Origin of the sequence: Pseudaquabacterium terrae (assembly GCF_013266755.1) — a bacterium.
Taxonomy (GTDB): Bacteria; Pseudomonadota; Gammaproteobacteria; order Burkholderiales; family Burkholderiaceae_C; genus Pseudaquabacterium; species Pseudaquabacterium terrae.
In genome coordinates, this window is sequence record NZ_JABRWJ010000009.1 from 317,318 (window position 1) to 329,670 (window position 12,353).

A 12,353-nucleotide genomic window follows, 5' to 3' on the forward strand; every position below is an offset into this window, starting at 1 on the left:
TTGAAAATCAAGTAACTTGGTTACAGCCCGAGTACCCCGTCGGGCTATTGCCCGGCTTCTGGCATGCTGCATGCCTTAGCCGATGCTGATCCCTTTCCGCGATCCGAACGCGCTGCTCGAGCGCACCCGCGCCGACTGGCCCGACCACGGCGACCTGTGGGTCTTCGGTTATGCCTCGCTGATCTGGCGCCCGGAGTTCGAGGCCGCCGAGCAGCGTACGGCACTGGTGCGCGGCTGGCATCGGGCCTTCCGCATGCGCTCGCGCGTCAACCGCGGCTCGCCGGAGCAGCCGGGCCTGGTCTTCGCGCTGGTTTCCGGCGGAATGTGCCGTGGCCGCGTCTTCCGCATTCCGCGCGAGCGCGCCGACGACGAGCTGGTGCGCCTGTGGCAGCGCGAGATGCCCACCGGGGTCTACGACCCGCGCTGGTTGCCCTGCCAGACGCCGGGCGGCACGGTGCAAGCGCTCGCCTTCACGCTGAGCCGGCGCAGCCCGAGCTACACCGGCCGGCTCGACGACGCGCAGCTGTTGCACATCCTGCGCCACGCCGAGGGCCGCTATGGCACGACGCTGGACTACCTGCTGCAGACCGCCCATGCCCTGCGCGACTGCCAGGTGCGCGACCGCGAGATCGAGCGCCTGGTCGCGCTGGCCCGCGGACAGGGGCTGGCCTAACCCGGCGGATACGCAGGTGGCGCCGGGCTCGCGGCACGCAGCGCCGCCAGGTCGTCTTCGGTGTCGACGTCGATCAGCACGCCCGGATCCTCGAGCTCCAGGCCGATCGACGGATAACGCGCCACGACGCGGCGCGCGCCCTCGTCACCGCTCAGCTGCACCAGGTCGGAGAACAACTCGGCCGAGAAGCCGACCGGATGGCCGCGGCGCCCGCGGTGCTGCGCGAAAACGACCGGGTGCTGATCGAGCGCCGCGGCCACCGCCTGCAGCGAGGCCGGGGTGACCATCGGCATGTCGCCCGGCAGCACCAGCCAGCCGGGCGCATCGGGCCGGGCCGCGACGCCGGCGGCGATCGAGTAGCCCATCCCCAGTCCCGCGGGGCCGGCACCGACTTCGGGCAGCACGATGACATCGCGGCGCGCGACCCAGCGCGATGACTCGCCGGCCAGCGGTGCGGTCGTCACGACGACCACCGGCAGGCCGCTGGTGATCGCCTGCGCGATCGTTCGACCGAGCACGCTCTGGCTGCCCAGCGACTGCACCAGCTTGTGGTCGCGGCCACGAAAGCGGCTGCCGCGGCCCGCGGCCAGCACGACGATGACCGGTTGCGGTTTCATGGTGCGTTGCATTTGACACGGCAAGCATGGGGTCGGTCGGCAGCGATCGACAGTCGGAGGATCACTTAAGGCGTTCCACGTAGGGGTTCGGCCCCAAGCCGGACCCCACGGCATACTGCGGCGATGGACCGCCGACTCGCCGACCTGCGCAAGAGCTACGAGCGTGCCGAGCTCGACGAGACCGCGGCCGCTGAACAACCCCTGCGCCAGTTCCAGACCTGGCTGCAGCAGGCGATCGACGCCGCAGTGCCCGAGCCGAATGCGATGACGCTGGCCACCGTCGGCGCCGACGGCCGACCCTCGACCCGCATCGTGCTGATCAAGGGCTGCGACGAGCGCGGCATCGTCTGGTTCACCAACTACGACAGCCGCAAGGGCCGCGAATTGGCGGGCCATCGTTTCGCCGCGCTGCAGTTCCACTGGGTCGAGCTCGAGCGAGTCGTGCGCATCGAAGGTGCGGTCGAACGCGTCAGCTCCGAGGAGTCCGATGCCTACTTCGCGACGCGGCCGCTCGACTCGCGGCTCGGCGCCTGGGCCTCGCCGCAGAGCCAGGTGATCGCCTCGCGCGCGGTGCTGGTGGCCAACGCCGCCCGTTATGCCGCGCAGTTCGCGCTGTCGCCGCCGCGGCCGCCGCACTGGGGCGGCTACCGGCTGATGCCCGACGCCTGGGAATTCTGGCAAGGCCGCAAGAGCCGGCTGCACGACCGGCTGCGCTATCGGCTGGTCGAAGGCCGCTGGCAGCGCGAACGGCTCGCCCCGTGACGCTGGCGTTTCAGCCCGGCGCAGCGGCGAAGCCGACGACCAGCTGGTCGATCGCCGCCAGGAACCGCCGCACATCGATCGGCTTGGTCCAGTAGTCGTCGAAGCCGGCATCACGCGCGGCCTGCACGTCGTCCGGCATCGCGTTGGCCGACAGCGCGATGTAGCGGCAGCGCGCATGGCGCGGGTCGGCGCGCAGCCGCTGCATCACCTCGACACCGGTCATGTCGGGCAGCTGCAGGTCGAGCAGCACCACCTCGGGCGTGAACGCCGCGGCGCGCTCGATCGCGCTGCCCCCGTCCTCGCACAGCTCGACCGCCAGTGCGGGCCGCATGCCGAAGACCTCGCGCAGCAGCAGCAGGTTGACCGGGTTGTCCTCGACCGCCAGCACGCGCAATGCTGGCGTCGCCGCCGGTCGTGGCGCGGCGGCTCTCGGCGACTCGGGCAGCAGCGGCGGCGCAGCGATCGCCGGCAGCGGCGCCTGCGGCAGCCAGATGCGGAATTCGCTGCCGCGGCCGGGACGGCTGTCGACGTCGATCTGGCCGCGCAGGCGCTCGACATAGCGCCGCACGATCGCCAGCCCGATGCCCGGGCCATCGATGGCTTCCTGTTCGACACCGAGGCGCTGGAACGGCTCGAACGCCGCCTTCAGCTGTTCGGCGCTCATGCCGCGGCCGGTATCGCGCAAGGCCAGCACCCAGCCGGGCGCGTCAGCGCGCTCTTCGGCCCAGCTGCGCAGCTCGACGATGCCGCCGGGCCAGTTGAAACGCACCGCGTTGTCGATCAGCTGATCGATCACCCGCGACAGCCGCAGCCGGTCACTCGTCACCAGGCCCTCGAGCGGCCGGGCCGCCAGCCGCAGCTCGACGCCGGCTTCACGCGCTGCCGCCTGGGCGCGCTGCACGGCATCGGCGGCCAGCTCGTCGAGCGGCAGCGGCTCGAACAGCAGCGGCGCGGCGGTGCTGTCATCGCCGGCCAGGTCGAGCACCTCGTCGATCATCAGCAGCAGCTTGCGGCCGGCGGTCTCGATGCGCGCGAGCCGCTCCTGCTGGCGCACGCTCGGCGGCTCGTCGCGGTCGTGCATCAGCAGCGTCGCGAAGCCAAGCACCGCATTCAGCGGCGTGCGCAGCTCGTGGCTCATGCGGGCGAGGAACTCCGTCTTCGCGCGGCTGGCCTGCTCGGCGCGCAAGCGCTCGCGCGCGACCGCCTCGGCATTGCGGCGCTCGGTGATGTCGATGTCGATGCCGGCGACATAGAGCACACGACCGGCCGAATCGCGCACCGCACGCCCGAACGAGGCCAGCCAGCGCAGCTCGCCGTCGGGCCAGCGCACCCGGTACTCGTGGCGATAGGTTTCGCCGCGCTCGATGTCGCGCCGCAGCGCGGCCTCGCCGGCCGCGAAGTCGGCCGGATCGGCCGACTCGGCGATCACCTCCTCCATCGGCAGCGGCGACGGCTCGCGGCCGCGCAGCCGGTAGCCGACATCGCTCAAGTACGACGGCCGACCATCGAGCCGGCGCTCCCACACGCCGACGCCGGCGGCTTCCAGCACGAAGCCCAGGCGCTCGCGCTCGCCGGCCAGCGCCAGGCGGGCGATCTCCTGCTCGGTGACGTCGACGTGCACGCCGAACGAGACGCGCCGGCCGTCGCGCTCGACCCGCCGCGTGCGGGCGTGGATCCAGCGCACTTCGTCGCTGCCCGGCACCGGTATGCGAAACATCAGGTCATCGACCGGCGGCCACTGCGCGTACGACTGCTGCTGCCGCTCGCGCATCCAGTCGCGGTCGAGGGCGTGGACGTGTCGCTCCAGCCACTCGTCGAGCGACGGCGGACCCTCGCTCGGCGGCCGATGGTGCAGCCGGTACATCTGGTCGTCCCAGTCGACCGGGCCGTCGCCGACCGCGCGCGACCAGAAGCCGAGGCCGATCGTCTCGGCCGCCAGCCGCATGCGATCGGACAGGCGCAGGCTGCGTTCACGTTCGGCGGCCAGGTCGCTCAGGTCGATCGAGATGCCGAGCAGGCCGAGCAGCCGGCCGTCGGCGTCGCGCTGGGCGACGCGCCGCGTCAACAGTGTGCGAAAGCCGCCTTCGGGCAGCGCATAACGCACCATCGCATCGGCCACGCGGTCGCTGGACATCGCCTGCTGCGCCGCACGCGCCACCGCCTGGACATCGTCCGGATGCATCTGGCCCCGGTGGTCGGCCAGCGGCACCTTGAACACATCGCCGCTGTTGCCCAGCGCGAGCGCCCCGCGGCGGATGAAATGGATGTTGCGCAGCTCGCTGTCGACCCACCAGACCGAGACGTCGGACATGTACAGCGCGCGCTCGATCAGCTCGCGGTCGTGCTCCGGTCCGGCCCGCGGCGCGGCTTCGGGGACGAGCCAGATCAGGCGGCCGTCGTCGAGGGCAATGGTGCGGCAGCGCACGCGCTGCGCGACCGGGTGGCCGAACAGGCGATCGGCATCACCCGGGGAATGCAGGCCGGCGATCCACTGCTCGAACTCGGCTGGCGCAAGCCCGCTGGCGGCGAGCCACTGCCGGGCTGCGTCGTTCAGTTCCCATCCGGGTGCGCCGGCACCGTCGCGCACGCGCACGGCCGGCATCGGCGCTTGCCGCCAGAGCTGCTCCATCGAACACCCGTCTTTGTCCAGCGCGCTCGCGGGCGCACGCGATGCGGCTCAGTGTAGCGCCCGGCCCGCCACCGGGACGCCGTTCACTGCTTGACGCGGGCCGCGAAGGTGCGGCGGAACTTCTCGACCTTCGGCGCGACGACGAAGGCGCAGTAGCCCTGGCCCGGATTGCGCGCGAAGTAGTGCTGGTGGTGGCCTTCAGCGCGCGAATAGTTGCGTTCCGGCGCGACCTCGGTGACGACACGGCCGCCGAGCGAGCGTTTCACTTCGGCCAACACCTCGTCGACCACCGCCTGCTGCGCCGGCGTGTGCCAGTAGACGCCGGAGCGGTATTGCGTGCCGACGTCGTTGCCCTGGCGGTTCAACGTCGTCGGGTCGTGGATCACGAAGAAGATCTCCAGCACCTCGCGCAGCGTGATGCGCGCCGGATCGAACTGCACCCGCACGACCTCGGCATGGCCGGTGTCGCCCTGGCAGACCTGTTCGTAGCTCGGGGCCGTCACGTGGCCGTTGCTGTAGCCCGACTCGACGGCCGTCACGCCATCGACCAGCTCGTACACCGCCTCCAGGCACCAGAAGCAGCCGCCGCCCAGCGTGATCGTCTCGAGGTCCATCGCCATCGTCCTTCGTCAGTGATCAACCGTCATTGTCGGCGCCGCAGCGCCTGGCCTTACAGCCCTCACAATGCGCGCCGCGGGCGATGCGGATTCGCTCCGCAGGAGATCCCATTGGACAGCCTGCTCGCCACCCTCGGCTGGGTGCATGTGAAACCGCTGTTGACGGCACTCGCGCTGCCGCCGGTGCCCTTGCTGCTGCTGGTGCTGATCGGCGCGCGCCGCAGTGCGCGCCACGGTGGCCGGCTGCTGCTGGTCCTGGCGCTGATCCTGCTGTGGTTCAGCTGCACGATGGTGCTGGGCAGCGCGCTGGAGCGCTGGCTGCTGAATCCGCCGCCGGCCCTGACGGAAGCGCGCATCGCTGCGCTGAAACCCGCGGCGGCCCGCCGCCTGGCCGTCGTCGTGCTCGGCGGCGGACGCGAGCGCCTGGCACCCGAGTATGGCGAGGCCCACCTCGCGCCGCGCTCGATGCAGCGCCTGCACTACGGCCTCTGGCTGGCGCGCCGCCTGGATGCGCCGCTGATGTTTTCCGGCGGCACCGGGCTCGCCCAATCCGAGGGAGCGGCGGAAGCCGACATCGCCGCCCGCATCGCCGAGCGCGACTACGGCCGCAAGCTGCGCTGGACCGAGAACGGCTCGCGCGACACGCGTGAGAACGCCGCGGCAGGTCTGTCGATGCTGGCCGGTGCCGGCATCACCGAAGTCGTGCTGGTCACCCACGACTGGCACATGCGACGTGCGCAACGCGCCTTCGTGGAAGCGGCGCAGCGCAACCGGCACGCGGTCCAGATCACCGCGGCGCCGATGGGTGGCGCCCTCTCCGATGACCGGCCGGTGCTGCGCTGGCTGCCTTCGGCCGAGGGCTTCGCCCAGGTGCGCCACGTGCTTCGCGAGGCCCTCGGCCTGCTGATGGGGGCGTGAAGTTCAGGGCCCTGAAAGTCAAACCCCCCCGGACCCTGAGGTACGGAGGGGTGGGTGGCAACCAGCCACCATATGGAGCTCTAGAGGAATGTGGTCCAGGGCCCCTGTAGCGCAGAGACTGCGCAACGGTTGATGCCTTGTTCATTCAAGGCACCCCAACAATAGTCGAGTGCGTTCGGCGTTTCAAGCCCCGGGCAGACCCGGGTTGCGCATCGTCAAACGCCCTTGCGCATCGTCGTCAAGCGCTCTTGGCGCCGGGGTTCATCAAGGCATCGAACAGCGGCGCGATGCGCGCCTGCACCTCGTCGGGCATGCTGATCGGGCGGCCCCACTCGCGCGACGTCTCGCCGGGCCACTTGTTGGTCGCGTCGAGCCCCATCTTGCCGCCCAGGCCGCTGACCGGTGACGCGAAGTCGAGGTAGTCGATCGGCGTCTCGGCCACCAGCGTCGTGTCGCGCACCGGGTCCATGCGGGTGGTGATGGCCCAGATCACGTCCTTCCAGTCGCGGATGTTCACGTCGTCGTCGGTGACGACGATGAACTTCGTGTACATGAACTGGCGCAGGAAGCTCCACAGCCCGAACATCAGTCGCTTGGCATGGCCGGGGTAACTCTTGCGGATCGAGATCACCGCCAGCCGATAGCTGCAGCCTTCAGGCGGCAGGTAGAAGTCGACGATCTCAGGAAACTGGCGCTGCAGGATCGGCACGAAGACCTCATTCAGCGCGACACCGAGCACCGCCGGCTCGTCGGGCGGCTTGCCGGTGTAGGTCGAGTGGTAGACCGGATCGCGCCGGTGCGTCAGGCGATCGATGCGGAAGACGGGGAACCAGTCCTGCTCGTTGTAGTAGCCGGTGTGGTCGCCGTAGGGCCCTTCGAGCGCATGCAGGTAGCCGCCGATCTCGCGCAGCGGCACGCCGTGCTCGCTGCGGCCCTCGAAACCGGGTGCGGCCGTCGGCAGGTGACCTTCGAGCGCGATTTCGGCATTGGCCGGCACCTGCAGCGGTCGCCCCGGCTCGCCGACGCTGCAATCGACCAACTCGGTCGCGCTGCCACGCAGCAGGCCGGCGAACTGGTACTCCGACAGGCTGTCCGGCACCGGCGTCACCGCGCCGAGGATGGTCGCCGGGTCGGCCCCCAGCGCCACGGCCAGCGGGAACGGGCGGCCGGGCTGCACCCGGGCGAAGTCGCGGAAGTCGAGCGCGCCGCCGCGGTGCGCGAGCCAGCGCATGATGACCTCACGGCGCCCGATTACCTGCTGGCGGTAGATGCCGATGTTCTGGCGCAACCGCGGCTTGTCGACCCCCTGCTGCGGCCCGCGGGTCACGACCAGGCCCCAGGTGATCAGCGGGGCGGCGTCGCCGGGCCAGCAGGTCTGGATCGGCCAGCGGCCCAGGTCGACGTCGTCGCCGCGCAGCTCGACCTCACGGCAGGGTCCGTCGCTGCGGCGCGCCGGCTTCATGTCCCAGACCGCCTTGACCAGCTGCACCAGGCGGCCGGCGTCCTTCAGCCCCTGCGGCGGCTCCGGCTCCTTGAGCCGAGCCAGCAGCGCGCCGATCTCGCGCAGCTCGCTGGTCTGTTCGGCCCCCATGCCGAGCGCCACCCGCCGCGGCGTGCCGAACAGATTTGCCAGCACCGGGACATCGAACCCCTGCGGGCGCTCGAACCACAGCGCCGGACCGCCGGCGCGCAGGACCCGGTCGGCCAGCGCCGTCATTTCCAGGGACGTCGAAACAGGGGGGGTGACGCGCCGAAGCTCGCCCAGGCGCTCGAGCTGTGCGCAAAAGTCCCGCAAATCACGGTACTTCATGCTACTTTTGAAATTAGAGGTCGAGTTCTTATGCTTGACCGGTTATTAGATGTCTTCCAGAATCCCGCCAACCTGATCTTTTTCAGGGTTTACACCCGTGTCCTCCCTCGTTGGGAGGGAGAGGACCCCGGAAGCTGCGAAGGCCGCCCGGCACTGCCGAAGGCGGCCTTTCAGCGAGCGGTCATTATCGTCGTCACCTCCCCGCGGCCCACTCGGCCAGGGCACCCGGTGGCGCGGAAAGGAAGGACATGACGGCAATCGCCAGCGTGCGCGCTGCCTTGGAGACCTGCGCACGATCGTGCAGCGTCTTCGTGCGCGACATCGGTACCGGCCTGCTCGAGGTGTGCCACAACTCGTTGGCGCTGCTCGGCTTGTGCGTCGTCGCCGCGACCCTGTTCGCCGGTGGACGCGCTGATCTGCGCTTGAGCATCGAGCAGCGCGCGCTCGACTGGCTGCAGACGCGCCAGGAGGCCCGTGACCCGTCGCCGACGGCACCGGAGTTCAGCGAACCGGACGCGGTTGCCCGCGCCACCGCGCTCGACCCGAAGGCGCTGCCGCGCCAGCAGGCGGCGGTCGCTCATTGGCTGTCGCGGCGCTATCGCGTCGCCCCGGAACCGATCGGCCGCCTGGTGCAGGAGGCCTGGCACGTCGGCCAGCGCGTGGGCCTGGATCCGACGCTGATCCTGGCGGTGATGGCGGTCGAGTCGAGCTTCAACCCGTTCGCGCAGAGTCCGGTCGGCGCCCAGGGCCTGATGCAGGTGATGACCCGCATCCATGACGACAAGTACGAAGCCTTCGGCGGCACGCGCGCCGCCTTCGACCCGGTGACCAACCTGCGCGTCGGCGTGCAGGTGCTCAAGGAATGCATCGCCCGCGCCGGCGGGCTGGAAGCCGGGCTGCGCCACTATGTCGGCGCCGCGAACCTCACCGAGGACGGCGGCTATGTCGGCAAGGTGCTGGCGGAGCAGGTCCATCTGCGCCGCGTCGTCGAGGGCAAGCCGGTCGCGGTCAATGCGCCCCTGGTCTCCACGACGCCGGCCGTGGTGCCGGCTCTGTCGACGAGCGAAGGCGCGCCGTCACAGCCGGCCGCGACGGTCGAGCGGGTTGCGCTGGCCCGCTGACGCCCCGGCCCGTGGGGCGCTCCGGCCGCCCTGCTCCGCTACACTTGCAAGCCTCGCGCGACTGGCGATAGGGCAATCGAGCCCGAGGTGGATCACCACCGTGGAGCGCGACCGGCGGGCCTCAGCACGCCGCCGGCCTCCGTAGCCGTTCGCCTGGGCAGCCCGCCCGGCGCCTCCCGAGCAGCGGGGGTGCCGTGCAGGACCAACCTTTGACGAGGACTGCCCTCCATGTTCGACCGTACCCAATCCACCGTCGCCAGCGTCGATGCCGAGCTGTGGACCACGATCCTGGCCGAGAACCAGCGCCAGGAAGACCACATCGAGCTGATCGCCTCCGAGAACTACGCCTCGCCGGCGGTGATGCAGGCCCAGGGCTCGCAGCTCACCAACAAGTACGCCGAGGGCTACCCCGGCAAGCGCTACTACGGCGGCTGCGAGCATGTCGACGTCGTCGAGCAGTTGGCCATCGATCGGCTGAAAGCATTGTTCGGCGCCGACAACGCCAACGTGCAGCCGAATTCCGGCTCGCAGGCCAACCAGGCGGTGTTCTTCGGCCTGCTGCAGCCCGGCGACACGATCATGGGCATGAGCCTGGCCGAAGGCGGCCACCTGACGCACGGCATGCCGCTGAACATGAGCGGCAAGTGGTTCAAGGTGGTCAGCTACGGCCTGGATGCCCAGGAAGCCATCGACTACGACGCGATGGAGCGCCTGGCGCACGAACACAAGCCCAAGCTGATCATTGCCGGCGCCTCGGCCTACTCGCTGCGCATCGATTTCGAGCGCTTCGCGAAGGTGGCCAAGGCCATCGGCGCCTATTTCATGGTTGACATGGCGCACTACGCCGGCCTGATCGCCGCCGGCGTCTACCCGAATCCGGTGCCGCACGCCGACGTCGTGACCTCGACCACCCACAAGACGCTGCGCGGTCCGCGCGGCGGCCTGATCCTGATGAAGGATGCCGTGGCCAAGCAGATCAACAGCGCCATCTTCCCCGGCATCCAGGGCGGTCCGCTGATGCACGTGATCGCCGCCAAGGCGGTGGCCTTCAAGGAAGCGCTGTCGCCGGAATTCAAGACGTACCAGCAGCAGGTGGTGAAGAACGCCGCCGCGATGGCCGAGACGCTGGTGCAGCGCGGCCTGCGCATCGTTTCCGGGCGCACCGAGAGCCACCTGATGCTGGTCGACCTGCGCGCCAAGGGCATCACCGGCAAGGAAGCCGAGAACGTGCTCGGCCAGGCCCACATCACCTGCAACAAGAACGCGATCCCGAACGACCCGCAGAAGCCGATGGTGACCAGCGGCATCCGCCTCGGCTCGCCGGCGATGACGACGCGCGGCTTCGGCGAGGACCAGGCGCGCGCGACCGCGAACCTGATCGCCGACGTGCTCGACCGGCCGCACGACGAAGCCAACATCGCCGCCGTCCGCGCGAAGGTCGCTGCGCTGACGCGCGACTTCCCGGTCTACCGCTGAAGCTGCCGCGGCGGCGATTCGGGGCGGCGGCTGACCACTGACTGATGCGCTGCCCCTACTGCGCCCACAACGAGACCCAGGTCGTCGAGACCCGGGAGTCCGACGAAGGCGACGTGATCCGCCGCCGCCGGCGCTGCCTGAAGTGCGACAAGCGCTTCACCACCTACGAGCGCGCCGAGATCGCGCTGCCGGCGGTGGTCAAGAAGGACGGTGCGCGGGTCGAGTACGACCCCGCGAAGCCGCGCAGCTCGATGATGCTGGCGCTGCGCAAGCGGCCGGTCAGCGTCGAGCAGGTGGATGCAGCGCTCGAGCGCATCCAGGACAAGCTGCTGGCCACCGGCGCGCGCGAAGTGCCGAGCTCGCGCATCGGCGAGCTGGTGATGCGCGAGCTCAAGCGCATCGACAAGGTCGCCTACGTGCGCTTTGCGTCGGTCTACCGCAGCTTCGAGGACGTCGACGCCTTCCGGCAGCTGATCCGGGACATCTGATTCGACCGACCACCCCCCTTGGGGGGATACCGTTCCCCACCTCGGGGCGACGCGAAAAACAGCGCCGATTTCTACAGTGGACGCATACCGAACCCGGAGCGTCCCATGTCCTTCAGCCACTACCGTACCGCCCGCCGCCAGCTCGTGCGTGGCGTCTCGCTCATCGAAACCCTGTGCGCCATGTCGATCGTCGCCACGACGCTCGGCCTCGGCGTGCCGGGGCTCACCAGCTGGCATCAGCGCCAGGCCCTGATTTCGAGCGCCGCCGAGCTGGAAACCGACATCCACTACGCCCGCTCGCTCGCTGTCGCGCGCAACGCATCGATCCGGTTGTCCTCGGCGCCGCTTGAAGGCGGCGGCAGCTGCTACGTGCTGCACACCGGTGATGCGCATGACTGCCGCTGCACCGCAGCGGGGGAGGCGATCTGTGAGAACGGCGCCCAGGCGCTGCGATTGGTCCACCACCCGAAGGGCGGCCCGGTCAGCCTGAGCAACGGCAAACTGTCGATCGCGTTCAATCCGGAGCACGGCACCGTAACGCCGACGGCAACCTTCCGGTTCGTGGACACCGAGGGTCGCGCGCTGCACCAGGTCGTGAACATCATGGGCCGCACCCGGTCGTGCTCCCCCGGCGGGGCGGTGACCGGCGTCAAGGCGTGCTGAGACCCCCTGAAAACGTGGGGGATGGCGACGAGCGGCCCGCGGCGGCGGATGAGCGGCGGCCGGACGGCTGCAGCCGGGACCGTCACGGTGCGACCATCGCCCCATGCATTCGATGCGCCCTTGCCGCTCTCCTGGCCCGGTTGACCGCGGCTTCACACTGATCGAGCTCCTGATCACCATCGCCATCGTCGCCGTGCTGGCGTCGATCGCCTATCCGAGCTTCAAGGAGTCGATACACAAAGGCCGGCGGGCGGATGCGATCGACGCCATGACGCGCGTTCAGCAAGCCGAGGAAAGATGGCGGGCGAACCATTCCGCCTACACGAAAGACTTGTCGAAAGACACCGGAATCGGCGTGTCAACGTCTAAGGACGACATGGCCTCGCCGGACGGGCACTACAAGGTGACGGTAGACCTGCCACTAGGTGAAGAGGGATCGAGCTACATCATCACTGCGAACGCGAACAACCCAGGCTCGCAAGCCAAAGATACGAAGTGCCTGATGATGCGGATGACGATGGCGGGCGGCAACCTGAAGTACGACTCGACGAGCGGGCAAACCTGTTGGGCGAAATGACC

The 12,353-nt window shown here is 69.8% G+C and carries 12 protein-coding genes and 1 riboswitch; of the genes, 8 read left to right on the top strand and 4 right to left on the bottom strand.

What is annotated here, in order from left to right:
- Positions 1-82 precede the first annotated feature (82 nt).
- Positions 83-673 carry a gamma-glutamylcyclotransferase gene (locus tag HLB44_RS28185; RefSeq protein ID WP_173130903.1) on the top strand — a complete coding sequence of 197 codons (591 nt, stop codon included), beginning with the start codon at positions 83-85 and terminating at the stop codon, positions 671-673.
- On the opposite strand, the gene HLB44_RS28190 is transcribed toward HLB44_RS28185, so the two are convergent.
- The gene (locus tag HLB44_RS28190; protein ID WP_173130906.1) at positions 670-1,290 is read right to left on the bottom strand and encodes a nucleotidyltransferase family protein; all 621 of its coding nucleotides are present in this window, start codon (positions 1,288-1,290) and stop codon (positions 670-672) included. The two genes, HLB44_RS28185 and HLB44_RS28190, sit on opposite strands and share 4 nt — an antisense overlap.
- Positions 1,291-1,413: 123 nt before the next feature.
- Here HLB44_RS28190 and pdxH point away from each other — a divergent pair, with 123 nt between their 5' ends.
- Positions 1,414-2,052, top strand: coding sequence for a pyridoxamine 5'-phosphate oxidase (gene pdxH / locus HLB44_RS28195; RefSeq protein WP_173130909.1), 639 nt, complete (start codon positions 1,414-1,416; stop codon positions 2,050-2,052).
- Between the two features lie 10 nt (positions 2,053-2,062).
- Here the strand turns inward: pdxH and HLB44_RS28200 are convergent, their stop codons facing one another.
- Complete coding sequence (locus HLB44_RS28200) at positions 2,063-4,681, bottom strand: hybrid sensor histidine kinase/response regulator (RefSeq protein ID WP_173130912.1); 2,619 nt, start codon at positions 4,679-4,681, stop codon at positions 2,063-2,065.
- A gap of 83 nt (positions 4,682-4,764) precedes the next feature.
- Positions 4,765-5,295 (bottom strand): peptide-methionine (S)-S-oxide reductase MsrA, encoded by a 531-nt coding sequence (gene msrA / locus HLB44_RS28205; RefSeq protein ID WP_173130916.1) that lies wholly within the window; start codon positions 5,293-5,295, stop codon positions 4,765-4,767.
- A gap of 114 nt (positions 5,296-5,409) precedes the next feature.
- Between msrA and HLB44_RS28210 the strand changes: the two genes are divergently transcribed.
- Positions 5,410-6,216: a YdcF family protein gene (locus tag HLB44_RS28210; RefSeq protein WP_173130919.1), complete on the top strand. Its 807-nt coding sequence runs from the start codon at positions 5,410-5,412 to the stop codon at positions 6,214-6,216.
- A gap of 238 nt (positions 6,217-6,454) precedes the next feature.
- On the opposite strand, the gene HLB44_RS28215 is transcribed toward HLB44_RS28210, so the two are convergent.
- The gene (locus tag HLB44_RS28215) at positions 6,455-8,026 is read right to left on the bottom strand and encodes a UbiD family decarboxylase domain-containing protein (protein ID WP_173130922.1); all 1,572 of its coding nucleotides are present in this window, start codon (positions 8,024-8,026) and stop codon (positions 6,455-6,457) included.
- A 248-nt stretch (positions 8,027-8,274) separates the two neighbouring features.
- On the opposite strand from HLB44_RS28215, the gene HLB44_RS28220 reads away from it, so the two are divergent.
- The 5 genes from HLB44_RS28220 (at position 8,275) to HLB44_RS28240 (ending at position 12,351) form a co-directional block, all read left to right on the top strand.
- On the top strand, positions 8,275-9,147 hold the full coding sequence (locus HLB44_RS28220; protein WP_173130925.1) for a lytic transglycosylase domain-containing protein: 873 nt from the start codon (positions 8,275-8,277) through the stop codon (positions 9,145-9,147).
- Between the two features lie 47 nt (positions 9,148-9,194).
- A riboswitch (ZMP/ZTP riboswitch) is annotated at positions 9,195-9,313 on the top strand.
- Positions 9,314-9,375: 62 nt separating this feature from the next.
- Entirely contained in the window at positions 9,376-10,623 is a 1,248-nt protein-coding gene (glyA, locus tag HLB44_RS28225) for a serine hydroxymethyltransferase (protein ID WP_173130928.1), read from the top strand.
- Between the two features lie 44 nt (positions 10,624-10,667).
- The gene (gene nrdR, locus HLB44_RS28230; RefSeq protein WP_173130931.1) at positions 10,668-11,111 is read left to right on the top strand and encodes a transcriptional regulator NrdR; all 444 of its coding nucleotides are present in this window, start codon (positions 10,668-10,670) and stop codon (positions 11,109-11,111) included.
- A gap of 105 nt (positions 11,112-11,216) precedes the next feature.
- Positions 11,217-11,774 (top strand): GspH/FimT family pseudopilin, encoded by a 558-nt coding sequence (locus HLB44_RS28235; protein ID WP_173130934.1) that lies wholly within the window; start codon positions 11,217-11,219, stop codon positions 11,772-11,774.
- A gap of 103 nt (positions 11,775-11,877) precedes the next feature.
- Positions 11,878-12,351, top strand: coding sequence for a type IV pilin protein (locus HLB44_RS28240; RefSeq protein WP_217283824.1), 474 nt, complete (start codon positions 11,878-11,880; stop codon positions 12,349-12,351).
- The last annotated feature ends 2 nt before the right edge of the window (positions 12,352-12,353 follow it).